The 15884-nt window shown below is 61.0% G+C and carries 13 protein-coding genes and 2 pseudogenes; 10 read left to right on the forward strand and 5 right to left on the reverse strand.

Going from position 1 to position 15884, the window contains the following annotated elements; all coding sequences use genetic code 11:
* From PQQ53_RS32780 to PQQ53_RS32790, 3 genes are all read right to left on the reverse strand, one after another.
* A partial coding sequence (locus tag PQQ53_RS32780) for a lipocalin-like domain-containing protein (RefSeq protein ID WP_408328812.1) occupies positions 1-899 on the reverse strand: 899 nt, incomplete at its 3' end.
* A 338-nt stretch (positions 900-1237) separates the two neighbouring features.
* Positions 1238-3808 (reverse strand): FtsX-like permease family protein, encoded by a 2571-nt coding sequence (locus tag PQQ53_RS32785; RefSeq protein ID WP_408328730.1) that lies wholly within the window; start codon positions 3806-3808, stop codon positions 1238-1240.
* The gene (locus PQQ53_RS32790) at positions 3798-4547 is read right to left on the reverse strand and encodes an ABC transporter ATP-binding protein (protein ID WP_408328734.1); all 750 of its coding nucleotides are present in this window, start codon (positions 4545-4547) and stop codon (positions 3798-3800) included. Before PQQ53_RS32790 ends, PQQ53_RS32785 begins: the two co-directional genes overlap by 11 nt.
* Positions 4548-5235: 688 nt before the next feature.
* Here PQQ53_RS32790 and PQQ53_RS32795 point away from each other — a divergent pair.
* The 10 genes and pseudogenes from PQQ53_RS32795 (at position 5236) to PQQ53_RS32840 (ending at position 14517) form a co-directional block, all read left to right on the forward strand.
* Positions 5236-6792, forward strand: a complete 1557-nt coding sequence (locus tag PQQ53_RS32795) for an NADH-quinone oxidoreductase subunit M (protein WP_408328737.1) — start codon at positions 5236-5238, stop codon at positions 6790-6792.
* A gap of 369 nt (positions 6793-7161) precedes the next feature.
* On the forward strand, positions 7162-8055 hold the full coding sequence (cyoA, locus tag PQQ53_RS32800; protein WP_408328740.1) for a ubiquinol oxidase subunit II: 894 nt from the start codon (positions 7162-7164) through the stop codon (positions 8053-8055).
* A gap of 2 nt (positions 8056-8057) precedes the next feature.
* Positions 8058-10043: a cytochrome o ubiquinol oxidase subunit I gene (gene cyoB, locus PQQ53_RS32805; protein ID WP_408153328.1), complete on the forward strand. Its 1986-nt coding sequence runs from the start codon at positions 8058-8060 to the stop codon at positions 10041-10043.
* Entirely contained in the window at positions 10043-10660 is a 618-nt protein-coding gene (gene cyoC, locus PQQ53_RS32810) for a cytochrome o ubiquinol oxidase subunit III (RefSeq protein ID WP_408149483.1), read from the forward strand. The genes cyoB and cyoC overlap by 1 nt, the downstream gene beginning before the upstream one ends.
* A complete protein-coding gene (gene cyoD / locus PQQ53_RS32815; protein WP_121321938.1) occupies positions 10661-10993 on the forward strand; it encodes a cytochrome o ubiquinol oxidase subunit IV in 333 nt (110 codons plus the stop codon). It abuts the gene before it with no gap.
* A gap of 178 nt (positions 10994-11171) precedes the next feature.
* A pseudogene (locus tag PQQ53_RS32820) lies at positions 11172-11518 on the forward strand (winged helix-turn-helix domain-containing protein).
* A 368-nt stretch (positions 11519-11886) separates the two neighbouring features.
* A complete protein-coding gene (locus tag PQQ53_RS32825; protein ID WP_408149486.1) occupies positions 11887-12237 on the forward strand; it encodes a hypothetical protein in 351 nt (116 codons plus the stop codon).
* Positions 12238-13034: 797 nt separating this feature from the next.
* Positions 13035-13819 (forward strand): annotated as a pseudogene (locus PQQ53_RS32830) (IS5 family transposase); the annotation flags it as partial.
* A gap of 128 nt (positions 13820-13947) precedes the next feature.
* Positions 13948-14079, forward strand: a complete 132-nt coding sequence (locus PQQ53_RS32835) for a hypothetical protein (protein WP_408149490.1) — start codon at positions 13948-13950, stop codon at positions 14077-14079.
* 45 nt (positions 14080-14124) lie between these two features.
* Positions 14125-14517 (forward strand): carboxymuconolactone decarboxylase family protein, encoded by a 393-nt coding sequence (locus tag PQQ53_RS32840; protein ID WP_408153330.1) that lies wholly within the window; start codon positions 14125-14127, stop codon positions 14515-14517.
* Between the two features lie 143 nt (positions 14518-14660).
* On the opposite strand, the gene PQQ53_RS32845 is transcribed toward PQQ53_RS32840, so the two are convergent.
* Positions 14661-14936, reverse strand: a complete 276-nt coding sequence (locus tag PQQ53_RS32845; protein ID WP_408149494.1) for a hypothetical protein — start codon at positions 14934-14936, stop codon at positions 14661-14663.
* 220 nt (positions 14937-15156) lie between these two features.
* Positions 15157-15849, reverse strand: a complete 693-nt coding sequence (locus PQQ53_RS32850; protein ID WP_408328743.1) for an HAD family hydrolase — start codon at positions 15847-15849, stop codon at positions 15157-15159.
* Positions 15850-15884: the final 35 nt, after the last annotated feature.

The following is a 15884-nucleotide window of genomic DNA, read 5'->3' on the forward strand; positions in this document are numbered from 1 at the left end:
TGGTCAGGGCCAAATGCGGTGACCCGACCAGCAGGATCGCGAAGGGCCGCATGCGCCCACATCGCGTGCCCATTGCGACTGCGTATCCTGAACGCCATCAGGGCCGAGCCGTCAGCGAGGTTCGCCCCCAGCCAATCCCATCCAACGGCATTGGCGTCGAGTAGCGTACTCGACCACTCGTGATCCAGCCACGCCATGCCGGTCACGGCGATATTCCCGCGCGCCGAACCCGCCAACCCATTTGGACGCACTACGCTGCCAGTCACGCGCAGTTGCGGCTCGCTGTAGTAATAGCTCGCCTGTTCCGGTCGTGGACCTTTGCGCGAATATCCGCGATCACCCTGAATCAACGGAGCTTGCGTCGGGGTCAGTGCGAGATGCAGCGAGAACCCGTTAGCGTCGACATTGACGTCATAGCGGCCCTCTGCAGTGCGAATGATTTTCCATGCATCGAGCCTGACGTCGGTATTGGCCGGCTGCGCATAGGCGAGTCCGAAGCCTTGACGCGCGATGCGCTGATCATGGGCCAGGTGTCCAAGTGCAGGATCGCTTAACGCGGCATGCGCAATGATCAACTGCGACGGCGCGAAAGTACTCGGATCGGCTGCGTCGTGATCCGTCGCCGAGCGGAAAAACGTGATCTGAAAACCAAGCGGCTGATTGTCCGGTGTGGTGAGCCAACCCGTCGCATACCACCATTCGGTGCGAAACGCCGGGTGAGCGCCGCTGTCCTGCGGCAAGGAAACCGGATGGTCCGGCGTGACAGCGGCGAATTCAGCAGGTGCGCCGAACGCGGACGACGCAGCGAGCAAGCCAAGGCAAAGCAGGCCGCGAAGGCGAGGGCGCAATCGCGGCGGAGTTGTCCCCGAAGGGGAAGAAGCAGGCGCTGCGCATGGCATCTCGCGCGGCGAGGCCGCCTCAATAACATGAGATGCGAAAATCTTCCGTATGGCCAGCGCAATCCAGGGCGTAACTCGAGACGCGATTCTGTGCGAAGTGAAGCAAGAACCGCCGGTTACATCAAAGCGGGCTGCTCCCTCAGGCATCGCCCCACGCGCTGAATTCCACTCCGAATTACAGGCCGGATCCCGTACCAAACCGCGCGCCAAATCCCTCGCCAAATCCCTCGCCGAATCCCTCGCCGAATCCCTCGCCGAATCCCTCGCCGAATCCCTCGCCGAATCCCTCGCCGAATCCCTCGCCGAATCCCTCGCCAAATCCCTCGCCAACACCCCCATCACCAATCCTCCTTCACCGCGCGCACCGCGTCCACCGAGACCGCGCTGCGTCCCGAGATCACCGCCGTCGAGCATGACGAAGCCAGCATGACTAGTGCGACCGTCCCCAGCACCGTCCAAGGCACATGCAGCGACATGCTCCAATGAAACGACTGCGGATTGACGACGAACACGAGAATCAGGCTGATCGCAAAGCCGAGCACGAAGCCCATCGCGATGCCGCAAGCCGTGAGCATGCCGCTTTCGAGCGCGAGAATTGCGAGAATCTGCGCGCGTGTCACGCCGACGTGCCGCAGCATGCCGAACTCACGGGCCCGTGCGAGCGCCTGCGCAGAAAACGTCGCCGCGACGCCGAACAGGCCGATCACGATAGCGACCGCTTCAAGCAGATAAGTGACCGCAAAACTCCGATCGAAGATCACCAGCGTATGCGCGCGAATCTCGTCCGGTCGCGACAGGTCGAGCGACGCGCCGAACGGCAATGCGCGCAGTCCGGCCATTACGCTGTCAACGCGCACTCCCGGTTGAACGGTAACGGCAATATCGGTCGCACTCGTATCCTCGGTGAGATGCCGGTAGTCGGCAAGCCGTATCTGGATCGCGCCGTTCTGCCGCACGTAATCGCGCCATACGCCCGCCACGACGAACACATGGCCGTTGCCGCCGAGCGGCAACTTCACTCGCTGACCGAGCCTGTATCCATAGAGATCGACCATTGCTTCGGACACCCAAACAGGCGTTTCGCCGCTGCGCAATTCGGAGGGCGGCAATATTGCGCCGGTCATCTGCAGATTCGCGCCAGGCTCCGCAGCGTCGATTTCACGTGCGAGTACGGCGACGTCCGGTCGCGCTGGATCGAGCGTGAGACGCGAGGTGCGGGCAAACGCGGCGCTCCTGATGCCGGGCACGTTCGCGAGCAGATTCTGCTCGTCGGGGCGTAACCCGCCGGTGTCGCCGTTCGGTGCCACCCGCACGTAGAGATCGGCGGAGAGCAGATGAACCAGCCAGTCTTCGACGGACACGCGAAAGCTCGCCACCATGATCGCCATTGCGACGATCAGCGCGAAGCTCGACAACACGCCGCCCATTGCGATCGACGCGTGGCCCGGCGCATTCGCGAGACGCGCCAGCGCGAGCGTGCTCGCTGCGCCCACGCGGCGGCGCCTCGCGAACACGCGGCCCGCCGCGCCGAATATCAGCGCGGTAACGCGCGGCATCAGCGCGATCCCGCCGACTAGCAGCAGCGCGACGGCGACATAGCCGCCAATCGGCGCATCGAACCATGGCGGCAATTGCGTAAGACATGCAGCGGCCACGAGGCAGAGCAGCGCGGGCCATGGCGTGGCGAGCCGGGCCAACGCGCCTTCCTCTGCGCCTGCCTTGAGCGCCGCCGCGGGCCGCGCGCGCGCCGCCTCCAGCGCAGGCGCGAGGCTGCCCAATACCGACACTGCGATGCCGAGAATCAGAAACAATGCGCTGGCCAACGGTTCGAAACCGACCTGCGGCTGCACGCCTGGAAAGTAGCCCCCACCGAGATCGCTGCCGAAAAAATGCAACGCGCCGCGTGCCATTGCATAACCCAGCGTAAGCCCCGACAGCGAACCCAGCAGCCCCAGTAGCGCGCCTTCCAGCAGGATCTGACGCAGCAGTTGAGCGCGCGTCAGTCCGAGCACGCGTAGCATGGCGAACTGCGCGCGACGCCGCACGACGCTCAGCGCCTGTGTCGAAAATACGAGGAAAGCGCCGGTGAAGAGTGCCACCAGCGCGAGCACGTTCATGTTGATCCGGTAAGCGCGGGACAGACGATCGGTGCGGCTTTCGGCGTCGCGCGTTTCGGCGACCACCCACTGATTGCCAAGTCGCGCCTGCAGATCGCGCTTGAAGCGTTGCCGATCGACGCCACGCTCCAGCTGCACGTCGACACGCGACAGCTTGCCGAGCTTGCCGAACTTCCACTGAGCGGCGGCGATGTCCATCACCGCGATCCGCTGACCGGGGCGGGTCCTCACGAGGCCGCCTGCAACGCGAAAATGCATGATCGACGTGCCGCTTTGCAGCGCCACGTCGTCGCCGGTTTTTACGTGCAGCCACTGCTGAGCGGCCGACGAGAGAAACATGGTATCGGACGCGAGCGTATCGAACGGCCGGTCCGGCGACGGCACGCCGGTCAGATCGGGCGCGATCCTGCTCGCCTTGAAGACGTCGGTGCCGAGCACCTGCAACGCCGTACTCTGACCGGGTACGCTGACATCGAGGGCGAGCACCGGGCTCGCTAGCGCTACTCCGGTTTCGTTCGACAGACGCGGATAGAGCGACTCCTCGAAGAAAGGCTGCGCACCGCGCACTTGCAGATCCGCTTCGCCCGACAGGCTGCGGGCGGCCGCCGAGAATTCGTTGAAGGCCGCACTGTTGATCAGTTGCACCGCGTAACCTAGCGCGACACCGAGCGCGATCGTCGCGACGGCAACCAGGGCGCGTCCGCGATGACTGCGCCATTCGGCGCCCAGCAGCCAGCGTGCGAGAAGGCGGTGTCCCCGCGTGCGCAGCAGGGGCTGGAAATCAGCGCGCATCGTCGGCAGAACGCGCAGGGGATTCGTTTGGGAAAGCGTGGCCGAAAAGCGCGTGCCCGGCCGAGGGCCCGTGCAAGCCGCCTTCGCTCAGAATCACGATGCGGTCGGCCACCGCCGCCGCGGCTTCCGAGTGCGTCACCATGATCGTGGCCGCGCCGGTCGCCTTGCTTTGCGCGCGGAACAGGCCGAGCACCTCGTGTGCGGTATCGGGGTCGAGATTGCCTGTCGGCTCATCGGCGAGAATCAGCTTCGGACGATGCACGAGAGCCCGCGCAATCGCGACGCGCTGCAGTTCGCCACCGGAGAGTTGTCGCGGAAAATCGTCGCCTCGGCCGTTCAGGCCGACCGCCGCGAGCATGTCGAGCGCGCCGGTAGCAGGAAGCTCGTTGAGCAGTAGCGGCAGAGCGACGTTCTGCGCGAGCGTCAGATGCGGCAGTACGTGAAACGCCTGGAATACGAAGCCGAGTTTTTGCCGGCGCAGACGGGTCGCCGCGTTGTCGTCCAGCCGCGCGACGGGAGTGCCGTCGATGATGACGTCGCCGCTATCCGCGCTGTCCAGTCCCGCGATCAGATTGAGCAGCGTCGATTTTCCAACCCCGGAGTCGCCCATGATCGCGACAAATTCTCCGGGACGCAGTGTGAAGTCGAGGCGCGCGAGGACGATGCGGCCCGTGCCGTACTGCTTGCTCAGCCCGCGGCACTCGAGTGCGGGAACGACAGCTTCGTCACGAAACGCCATGCGGGATCCGGAAAGTTGACGGGCGAAGGGCGGTGTCCGGGCAGGGGACCGATTATGCGTCGTCGGATGCCGATTCGCCTGCAGACCGCCGAAGTATATTCGGCATCTGTAAGTCATGCGCAAGCAGAAAGCATCGCCTGGGACTGTGCACGGGCATGAACCGTTGCCCTGATTTCAGCGCCTTTTTTCAGATGGAGTTCGATGCGGATTTAGAGTGCCGGACCAAAAATTTTTTTCGTTCGTAAACGGGCGAATTTTTTGCCGAAGGCCCAAAATCGGCGTCCAGCAGGCGCTGCAAAACAGCACGATCCGTTCCAGCTTTGTCCATCCTCGGAATCGATTCTGCAAGAGCGGCTAATTTGCTGCCAATTTGTTATCTTCTGTTTATAAAATCCGCCGCTCACTTCAGGCTCAAGCGAGCTTGTGCAGGCGCACATTTCTATGCGTTTCGCAAGCGCTTGTGGGGCAATAATCTATTGTGGAGGGCATTGCAGCGTTGTTGCGCTGCAAAAGTTTTCTTATCTTGGTAATCTCCCACCCTTGGTCATTCGACTGCGGGTAAACGTGTAGCGGACGCCACCGCTTCCACGTCAATTTCAGCGAAATCCAGCTTACATATCCATTTCAATGCTTTCCGTTTTGAAGGCGTTGATGCGGCGTTTTGTACTTCAAGTTTTTGACAGAGCACATGCCATTGCCTCTTCTTAGCCTTCTCATCTGGATCCCTATTGTCGCCGGGCTCGTCGTTTTGCGTGCCGGATCTGACGCGGCACGTAGCCGCACCCGTTGGCTCGCGCTCGCTGGCGCGGTCGCAGGTTTTCTGCCGGTGATTCCGCTGGTCGCGAATTTCCGCAACGACGTCACGTCGATGCAGTTCGTCGAGAACGCCCGCTGGTCGCCGACGTTCGATATCGCCTGGCATGTGGGCGTGGATGGGATCTCGCTGTGGCTCGTCGCGCTGACCGCGCTCACCACGATCATCATCGTGGTCGCGTCGTGGGAGTCGATCACCGAGCGGACCGCGCAGTACTTCGGCGCGTTCCTGATGCTGTCGGGCTTCATGCAGGGCGTCTTCACGGCGATGGACGGCATGCTGTTCTTCATCTCGTTCGAAGCGACGCTGATTCCGCTGTATCTGCTGATCGGCACGTGGGGACATTCGAACCGCTCGTACGCGGCGGTGAAGTTCTTCTTCGTGTCGTTCCTCGGTTCGCTGATGATGCTGATGTCGATGCTCTACCTGTACAGCCAGACGCACAGCTTCGACCTCGCGCTGTGGCGTGAAACGCAACTCGGCACGGTGCCGCAGATGCTGATCTTCCTCGGCTTCCTCGCCGCCTTCGGCGTGAAGGTGCCGATGTGGCCGGTGCATACGTGGCTGCCCGACGTCCACCTCGACGGCCCGACCGGCGCGGCGGTGATGATCGGCATGCTGAAGCTGGGCGGCTATGGCCTGCTGCGTTTCGCGCTGCCGATCGCGCCGCAAGCGAGCCACTTCTTCGCGCCGATGATGATCACGCTGTCGCTGATCGCGGTGATCTACTCGAGCCTTCTGGCGCTCGTGCAAACCGACATGCGCCGCCTGCTCGCGTATTCGACGATTGCACACATGGGCCTCGTGACGCTCGGTCTGTTCGTGTTCAACCGCATCGGCCAGGCCGGCGCGATCGTGCAGATGTTGTCGTACGGCGTGGTGTCCGGCGCGATGCTGCTGTGCACGGGCATGCTCTACGACCGCACGAAGACCGCATCGATAGCCGAGTACGGCGGCGTCGCCAACACCATGCCGCGTTTTGCCGCGTTCGTGATGCTGTTCTCGATGGCCAACATCGGTCTGCCGGGCACGTCGGGTTTCGTCGGCGAATTCATGGTGCTGATGGGCGCGATCCGCTTCAACTTCTGGATCGGCGCGATCGCCGCTTCGACGCTGGTGCTTAGCGCCGCCTACACGCTGTGGATGTACAAGCGCGTGATCTTCGGCGCGATCGCCAATGCGCGCGTCGCGAAACTGAAGGACCTCGGCAATCGCGAGTTCGTGCTGCTCGGCGCGATGGCCGTGCTGGTGCTGGCCATCGGTCTCTACCCGAAGCCGTTTACCGATGCGATCGATCCGTCGGTCGGCACGCTGCTCGCTCAGTCGGAGCGCTCGGCTCATCCCGCGGACGACACCGCGCCTGACGGTGGCGAGCATCTGCAAGCCGCGGCGCCGGCGCCGGTGGCCGCCACGGTCCGCACGCCGGGCTGATGTCAAGAGGTGTGGTGCGATTGCAGCATGCGTATTCGCGGATGCTGCTTCGCATACGCAGCTTCACGCATCGGCAGAAATCCCCGGCGCACCTCTCGCGCGGAGCGGCCATTAGGCCGCGCTACGTTTTTAGGGCTTTTTTCAGGGGACTTTTTGTGATGCGTCAACTTTTCAGTGCTTTGCAGTAGAGCATTGCAACCCCCGCTTGCGCACAGGTGTGCGGCAACGTGTCGCACTGTGGCGCGACGCAATAGATCGTTGCGAAATCGAGGCTTTATCGCCGATCGACGCGCCCCTATTATGCGAGCGCTTATTAATGGAGAGCGGTCGAATGACGTTCGTTGAAGTCGTAAAAGAGAGGCAAACGATATGAAAGGAAAGACTCTACGCGGGTCGTTAAGTTTCCTTTCCGCCGGCCTCGTGTTGTTGCTCTCGGGTTGCAGCAACCTCGATATCCTGAATCCGAAGGGGAGTGTGGGACTGGCGGAACGTGATCTGATCGCGACCTCCACCTGGGCCATGCTTATTGTTGTCGTTCCGGTGATCTTCCTCACGCTGCTGTTTGCATGGCGTTATCGCGCATCGAATAGAAGCGCTGAATACCGTCCGAAGTGGGTTCACTCAACAGGTATCGAAATCGCCATCTGGACGATTCCGACGCTGATCATTCTGTTCCTGGCCGTGTTGACGTGGAAGAGCACGCATGAGCTCGATCCGTACCGTCCGCTCGAGTCGCAGGTCAAGCCGATCAACGTCGAAGTCGTCGCGCTCGACTGGAAATGGCTGTTCATTTATCCCGACCTCGGTATTGCGTCGGTGAACCAGCTCGCGATCCCGGTCGGCACGCCGGTGAACTTCGTGATCACCTCCGACACGGTGATGAACTCGTTCTTCATCCCGCAGCTCGGCGGCCAGATCTACGCGATGGCAGGCATGCAAACGCGCCTGCATCTGATCGCGGACGAGGCCGGTGACTACGCCGGTACCGCGGCCAACTTCAGCGGCAAGGGCTTCTCGGACATGAAGTTCCGTACGCTCGCCAAGTCGCCGGAAGAGTTCAACGCATGGGTTGCGAAAGTGCGCGCGTCGTCGGATAACCTCAGCATGGACCGCTACCACGCGGTATCGGCGCCGAGCGAGAAGGATCCGGTGCGCTACTTCTCGTCGGTCGATCCGAAGCTCTTTCACAACATCATTGCCCGATACAACAACGGTAACGTCATGGACAACATGAAGGACGCCAACTGCGGGCCGAAGGGATAAGCATGTTCGGAAAACTCTCACTAGACTCGATCCCGTACCACGAGCCGATCATCATGGTGACGGCTGCCGGGATTGCCCTCGGCGGTGCGCTGGTTCTGGGTCTGATCACCTATTTTGGCAAGTGGCGTTACCTGTGGACCGAATGGCTCACGTCGGTCGACCACAAGAAGCTGGGCGTGATGTACATCGTGGTTGCGCTCATCATGCTGTTCCGCGGCTTTGCGGACGCAATCATGATGCGTACCCAGCTAGCACTGTCGTATAACGCGCCAGGCTTCCTGCCACCGCACCATTACGACCAGATCTTTACCGCGCACGGCGTCATCATGATTTTCTTCATGGCGATGGCGTTCATGGTCGGCCTGATGAACATCATCGTGCCGTTGCAGATCGGTGCCCGCGACGTTGCATTCCCGTTCCTGAACTCGTTGAGCTTCTGGATGACCGCGATCAGCGCGATTCTGATCAACATTTCGCTGGTGATCGGTGAATTCGCGCAAACGGGCTGGCTCGCTTATCCGCCGTTGTCCGAATTGCAGTTCAGTCCGGGTGTCGGGGTCGACTATTACCTGTGGAGTCTGCAGCTCTCCGGTATCGGCACGTTGCTGACGGGTGTGAACTTCTTCGTGACTATCGTGAAGATGCGCGCGCCGGGCATGACGTTCATGAAGATGCCGGTGTTCACGTGGACCGCGCTGTGCACGAACGTGCTGATCATGGCGGCGTTCCCGATCCTGACCGTCACGCTCGCGCTGCTCGGTCTGGACCGTTACCTCGGCATGCACTTCTTCACGAACGATGCCGGCGGCAACGCGATGATGTACCTGAACCTGATCTGGGCATGGGGTCACCCTGAGGTGTACATCCTGATCCTGCCGGCGTTCGGTATTTTCTCGGAAGTCGTGGCGACCTTCGCGAAGAAGCCGCTGTTCGGCTACAAGACGATGGTGTGGGCGACCTGCGCGATCATGGTGCTGTCGTTCCTCGTGTGGCTGCACCACTTCTTCACGATGGGTTCGGGCGCTGACGTCAACGCGTTCTTCGGTATCGCGACGATGGTCATTGCCATCCCGACCGGCGTGAAAGTGTTCAACTGGCTGTTCACGATCTATAAGGGCCGTCTGCAATTCACGACGCCGATTTTGTGGACCCTCGGCTTCATGGTCACCTTCACAATCGGCGGTATGACCGGCGTGATGATGGCGATTCCGGGCGCGGACTTCGTGCTGCACAACAGCCTGTTCCTGATCGCTCACTTCCACAACGTGATTATCGGTGGCGTGCTGTTTGGCTACCTCGCCGGTTTCAACTACTGGTTCCCGAAGGCTTTTGGCTTCAAGCTGAATGAGGCGTGGGGCAAGGCATCGTTCTGGTTCTGGCAGATCGGTTTCTGGGTTGCGTTCACGCCGCTGTACGTGCTGGGCTTCATGGGCATGACGCGTCGTCTGAATCACTATGACAATCCGGATTGGCATCCGTGGCTGATGTTCGCGTGGGTCGGTGCGGTTCTGATCGCAATCGGTATCGCTTGTCAGGTGGTGCAGCTGGTGGTTAGCCTGCGCGATCGCAACAAGCCGGAAAACCGCGACCTGTCGGGCGATCCGTGGGACGGTCACACGCTGGAATGGGCAACGAGCTCGCCGCCGGCGTCGTACAACTTCGCGATCATTCCGGACGTGCGTGAACTGGATGCATTCGCTGAAATGAAGTCGCGCAAGGATCAGCCGAAGCCGGTGTATCGCGACATTCACATGCCGTCGAATACGTCCGCGGGTCTGGTCGTGGCCATATTCTCGCTGGTGCTGGGTTTTGCCGCTGTGTGGCACATCTGGTGGCTCGCCATTGTCGGTCTGGTCGGCTCGATCGCTACTGTGATCGTCTACAGCTGGCAGAAGAACGAAGGCTTTTACATCCCGGCCGCCACGGTTGCGGCGATTGAAGAGAAACGCTCCGGTGCCGGTGCGCCGGTCGCGTTGGAGGTGGATTGATGTCAAACAATACGCTTACGGCCGACTCGCATCACCACGATGCGCATCACGCCGATCACCCGCCGTCGCATTCGGTATTCGGCTTCTGGTTGTACCTGATGACCGACTGCATCATCTTCGCGTCGCTGTTCGCAGTGTTCGCGGTGATGAGCCACCAGTTCGCCGGCGGCCCGACCGGTAAGGATCTGTTCGAGATTCCGGGCGTGGCGCTGGAAACGACGATGCTGCTGCTGAGCAGTATCACGTACGGTTTCGCGATGCTGGGCGCGCACAAGAACCGCAAGGGCGCATTGCTCTTCTGGCTCGGCGTGACGTTCCTGCTGGGCCTCGCGTTCCTCGTGCTGGAAATGCGCGAGTTCTCGCACCTGATCGCCGAAGGCGCGGGTCCGAGCCGCAGCGCGTTCCTGTCGTCGTTCTTCACGCTGGTCGGCACGCACGGTCTGCACGTCACGTTCGGCCTGATCTGGATGGTGGTGCTTGCCGTTCAGGTGCTGGGTCACCGCGACCTGACCGAACGCGACATGATCCGTCTGACGTGCCTGAGCCTTTTCTGGCACTTTCTGGACGTCGTGTGGATCGGCGTCTTCACCTTTGTCTATCTTGCGAGCGTGATCTAAATGGACCATAGCCATAACGCACACTCGGGTGGAAGCCACGGCAGCTTCGGCAGCTATATGACGGGCTTTGTACTGTCCGTCATTCTGACTGTCGCGGCATTTGGCCTCGTGATGACGGGGACGTTGACGGGCCAGAACGCGTTGTTCGCGATCGCGGCCCTCGCGCTCGTGCAGATCGTCGTGCACCTGGTGTTCTTCCTGCACATGAATACGTCCTCGGAGCAGCGCTGGAATGTGACGGCGTTTGCTTTTACTGCGTTGACCGCTGTTATTGTGATTGGCGGGACGTTGTGGGTCATGCATAACGTCAGCATGAACATGATGTCGCGGTAAGCCGTAGAACGCTTTGGCGTGAAAGAAAGCCCCGCAGGACGGAAGTCTTGCGGGGCTTTTTCGTTGGAAGCGAATTAGCCAGCAGTACCTATTGCCGGATCGATACGCAAACGTTAGCTGGACATCGGGGTAGGGTTGGCGAGCCCGCATTCATTGACATTGTGGTGGTAGCGCGCGGTTGCAGGTTTTCACACATGACCCGTCCCGCGATATCTATCTCCGATTCCTGCAGTTGACCGACGCATTGCGCTGCTTGCCATCGCTGCCGGCGCTCGCCCCGCGCGACGAGCGGATCCTCGCGCGGGGCGAGCGCACGAGTCAGTCGAGCGAACGCCTGGCTGTGCGGGAGATGATGACCAGGAGCGAACTCTGCAAGCACGTCTGAAGTCGATGCGTGAAAAGGGTTAGCTCGTGTTGTCCGACACGCAAGATGCGCGGCGTAAGCAGATCTAGTTGACGCCAGCAGCGTTGCGGCACTTCGGTCAGTTGTCCGAGTGCCTCGTTAATGCGGCGAAAAGCGGGTAGTGGGGTGGGCGTGGGGGCTGGTGGCCGCTTGCCGTTGATAGACCTGAAATAAAAGCGGGGCCCTCGTTGGGCCCTGTTGTTTTATCTGCTCGGCTTATTTGGCCAGCGTTGTGTCGGGCTATTTGCAGGGCGATGCGCGTGTCGATGGCGCCACATTAATGGATGACTGTCTTCCACGTGGGAGACACGCGCAGCTAAGGAGATTCACGCGCGCATCAAGGCGAGCCGATCGAGGGCGGGCGGCAACGGCCGTTCGGGCTCGGATGCTAGCAGTGGAGTAAGGAGTAGGCAGGGAGGTCAGCATCGCGGCTACACTGACGCCAGTGAAATTTGGAACCGCGGGATGTTGGTACAAGGAGGACCTCCCAATGACTGCTCTGCTTGACTGGTTCGCGGCGGCGAGGTGGCGCATGTCGCTGTCTCACTGCCTCGAGGGATTGCTGGTTCAGGTACCGATCGGGCTTTTGTTCAACTTTCGAATTGGAGCGCTTGCGGTAATCGTCTGGTATTGGTCACGCAAGAAGATCGAGTGTGAGTTCGAAACCCTGAATGTTGAAGAATCGCTCGCTTTCGAGACGCATGCGTATACCTGGTCGATCGGCTGGTTTCCATGGCGCTGGGATGCGTACAAAGTATTGGATGTGGTCCTGCCAGCGTTGTCCGCGATGTTGATCGCAATGGCCATGCGCAATTACAGAGGGCTGCTATCGCTAGTTTAGTGAGGGTCCGGACTGCTGATGTCGACGAGGAGATTCGTGTCGAAACAGGAATGCGTGACGGAGCTACGTAGCCCGCGTCCGTATCAGCTGGAGCGCCATATTGATTGTTGAACTCGTTGCTTTTGTGGACGTGACCGCATGGCGTTGCCGACACGAAGAAATCCCGATGCGCGGACAGGGTAACCCATCGGTGTTCCGGTAAAAATCGAGGATTGAAATATTTTCCCATCGTCGATGGGTGATCCGGATCGCGCAAACGTTTGGGCTAAAAATATCGGGTATTACTTCGACGATAATCTTCGCCACTTTTTAAGATAATCAAGTGATTTGCAATATAAAAGGGTTGCGAATGAGCTTGCCCTCGAAGCTGGATCGTTGAGATGTTTGCGGTTTGAATAGTGGAACGAAGGTGGAAAATCCTTTTTAATCAACGAATTAGCCGTGATTTTAGTTATAACAGTTGGTAACTCGAACCTGTTGAAAAGCCGCGATTTTGTGAAAATTTGTTGATTGTAATGGCAGGGAAGAATTATCTTGTTGTATGATTGCGCCCGGCGCGCTAACAGCTTGCCATTTCGCCTCTTTTAGTGGCTGTTGGCTCGGTGTAGCCGGGTTGCGCTTCATTTTCGTTCCCCATCTCAAGCGGAGACAGCGAAGGAGCTGCGCTGCAAGCGTTAGCTTTACCGCTTCAAAACTTTTGATCAGCGCAAATCGATGTTAGCGGTACCATCATCAGGCGCTCTAAGAGCCGCTAACACAACCTGGACATCCGGTCATGAAAGCCATATCCTGGCGGCATGGCCAGACGAAAAATAAGTAACGAGTTATGGACGGCACTGGAGCCGCTGATTCCGGTGTTCACGCCTTCACCGAAAGGCGGCCGACGTCGAACGGTGGATGACCGCGCAGCCTTGGACGGCATCCTGTATGTGCTGCAAACGGGCATTCCATGGGAAGAGCTGCCGCAGGAGCTTGGCTTCGGCAGTGGCATGACGTGCTGGCGACGGCTACGGGACTTGCAGGCCGCAGGCGTGTGGGAGCAACTGCATCTCGCGCTGCTTCGCCGCTTACGTGAACATGACCAGATTGATTGGGAGCGGGCCAGTATTGACGGCGCCAGCGTATCCAGCCCCCGGGGGGCCAGGAAACCGGCCGCAACCCGACAGACAGGGGGAAGCTCGGGTCGAAACGGCACATCGTCGTAGACGCACGAGGTATTCCCCTGGCCATCACGGTCACCGGCGCCAACCGGCACGACTCGGTGGCATTCGAGTCCACGCTCGATGCAATTCCGGCGGTGGCGGGCCTGAACGGCCAGCCCCGCAAACGTCCAGGCAAGTTGCATGCAGACAAGGGCTATGACTTTGCCCGCTGTCGGCATTACTTGAGGAAGCGTGGCATCAAGGCCCGTATCGCGCGGCGCGGCGTAGAAAGTAAAGAGAAGCTCGGACGGCATCGCTGGGTGGTCGAGCGCACGCATGCCTGGTTTGCCGGTTTCGGCAAACTGCGCATTCGTTTCGAGCGTCGTCTCGACATTCATGTTGCGTTACTTTCCCTGGCTGCTGCTGTTATCTGTTCGCGCGACTACGCGGTACCGGTGTGTTCGGCGCGCTGTTCGCCGATGCGATGCGGGCGAGCGCAGCGGCAAGGCAGCGCCAAGCCACGGCGAGTGGTACGCTCGTGCAGCAGCGACTCGTACTCGACGTACTGGTGAGCAATACTCGCGCATACGATCTATACCGGCGTCTCGGCTTCGTCGAGTTGCCGCGCCGCGCGGCGCTTTCGCCGCGGTTGCCGCGCGAGCTCGAATCGGTGCGGATGGAGTGGGTCGGTACGCAGTGACCCGTTTGAGCATCAGGTTTTCCCCCACCAGGAAAAGGAGAACGCATGTCCCAGTCCAAACCGGTTGACTACACCAACGCGCCGCCCGAGGTGAAAGCCGTCTACGACGACATCAAGCAAACCCGCCAGGTCGACGACGTCAACAACTTCTGGAAGTACATCGCGCAGCACCCGCCGACCCTCGTGCGCACATGGGAGAGCCTGAAAGACGTGATGACGCCCGGCGCACTCGATCCGCTGATCAAGGAGCTGCTCTACGTCGCGGTGAGCGTGACGAATAACTGCGGCTATTGCGTCGCGAGCCACACGGCCGCGGCACGCCGCGCCGGCATGACCGACGAAATGTTCGGCGAGCTGATGGCGGTAGTTGGCATGGCTAACGAAACCAACCGCCTGGCCGTCGGATATCGCGTGCCGATCGACCCGGCGTTCGAATGACCCGCAGCGGTCATCGCTAATCGCGCAACCATGCGCGAACCGCACGCGCCACGCCGTGACGCGTGCAAAGCAGGCAACCCGCTCATGCCCTGCGAGACGTGAGCCGTGCCTGTTTCGTCGTTTCGCCTGTCGATACGATCCGCTCACAGCGGCGTGACCACCCGCTCCGGCTGCGGCATGTTCCAGTACGGCATCACTGTCGGTTCGCAGCCGAGATGGATTGGCGCACCGCCGCCCCAGCCGGGCCGAACGACGATGGGCGGCTTGTAGCCGCCGTGACAACCGACAGGTGGTTCGTATCCGCCGTGGCAACCCGGCGGTTCGCGCCGCAGGCATGCATTGCCGCCGTGCAGGGATTGCGATGCCGCTTGGTCGAGTTCGTCGGTGCGGGACAGGTCGTTGAGAGTCAAGGTGGTCATGATGGATCTCCGGCAAGGTTGGATTGACGTCGAGCCCGGATTGCCGCGCTCATGCATTGCCGTGCACACACCATGCCATACGCCGTCGAGCGGTGCGAGAGCCTGACCATAGCCGCACTGCGCGCGCGAAATGATCGCTATGGACCAACTGGCGGCCCACAGGTGTCGCCGCGCCGCCGACATGTCAGGGCACCGCACGCGCGCCCGAACGCATCTGCGATCAGCGCGCGCCGTTGCGCCATTGCGCGAGCAAACCCTGCAACTCGGCCATGTCCCGGAACACATGCACCGCGCCCGCGCCATGCAGCGCAGTCGCGCTGCTATGCCCGAATTCCGCCGGGCAATAACCGAACACGGTAGCGCCGGACGCAACACCGGCAGTCGCACCGGTCACCGTGTCTTCCACGACGGCGCAACGCTTCGGGTCCACGCCCAAGCCGGCGGCGGCAGCGAGGTACACATCGGGAAACGGCTTGCTGCGCGGCGTTTCGTGACCGCTGAAGATGCGTCCTTCGAAGCAGTCGAGAATGCCGGCCTTGGCCAGCTGCAATTCCACCTTGATGCGGTCGGCGCCCGAGGCGACCGCAATGCGCCCATTCAACGCCGTATGAAGCGAGCGTACCGCGGACGCCGCGCCGGGAATCGCCTGCAACTCGCTATCGAGCGCCGTATTACGGCGCGCGCGAAACTGCATGAGCCAGTCGGCGTCGATCGCGAAGCCGGTGCGCGCTTCGATCAGCGTGGCTTCGTCCTTGACGGCTTTGCCGACGAAAATGCGCATCGTCTCTTCGACGCTCAATTGCCAACCCAGCTCGCCGAGCATGTCGGTGAGCACGCGGTTGGTGATGGGTTCGGAGTCGACGAGCACGCCGTCGCAGTCGAAGAGTACGGCGTCGAAGGGAAAATCGGCCATCGGGCAGGATCGGAGTGGAGGTCGAGGAACCGGCA

This window comes from Paraburkholderia strydomiana, assembly GCF_046030495.1.
Taxonomy (GTDB): domain Bacteria; phylum Pseudomonadota; class Gammaproteobacteria; order Burkholderiales; family Burkholderiaceae; genus Paraburkholderia; species Paraburkholderia strydomiana_A.

Bases quoted from the DNA above. Each gene is read 5' to 3' on its own strand.
- PQQ53_RS32785 (WP_408328730.1), bottom strand. From the start codon at position 3,808: ATGCGCGCTGATTTCCAGCCCCTGCTGCGCACGCGGGGACACCGCCTT.
- PQQ53_RS32790 (WP_408328734.1), bottom strand. From the start codon at position 4,547: ATGGCGTTTCGTGACGAAGCTGTCGTTCCCGCACTCGAGTGCCGCGGG.
- PQQ53_RS32795 (WP_408328737.1), top strand. From the start codon at position 5,236: ATGCCATTGCCTCTTCTTAGCCTTCTCATCTGGATCCCTATTGTCGCC.
- cyoA (WP_408328740.1), top strand. From the start codon at position 7,162: ATGAAAGGAAAGACTCTACGCGGGTCGTTAAGTTTCCTTTCCGCCGGC.
- cyoB (WP_408153328.1), top strand. From the start codon at position 8,058: ATGTTCGGAAAACTCTCACTAGACTCGATCCCGTACCACGAGCCGATC.
- cyoC (WP_408149483.1), top strand. From the start codon at position 10,043: ATGTCAAACAATACGCTTACGGCCGACTCGCATCACCACGATGCGCAT.
- cyoD (WP_121321938.1), top strand. From the start codon at position 10,661: ATGGACCATAGCCATAACGCACACTCGGGTGGAAGCCACGGCAGCTTC.
- PQQ53_RS32825 (WP_408149486.1), top strand. From the start codon at position 11,887: ATGACTGCTCTGCTTGACTGGTTCGCGGCGGCGAGGTGGCGCATGTCG.
- PQQ53_RS32840 (WP_408153330.1), top strand. From the start codon at position 14,125: ATGTCCCAGTCCAAACCGGTTGACTACACCAACGCGCCGCCCGAGGTG.
- PQQ53_RS32845 (WP_408149494.1), bottom strand. From the start codon at position 14,936: ATGACCACCTTGACTCTCAACGACCTGTCCCGCACCGACGAACTCGAC.
- PQQ53_RS32850 (WP_408328743.1), bottom strand. From the start codon at position 15,849: ATGGCCGATTTTCCCTTCGACGCCGTACTCTTCGACTGCGACGGCGTG.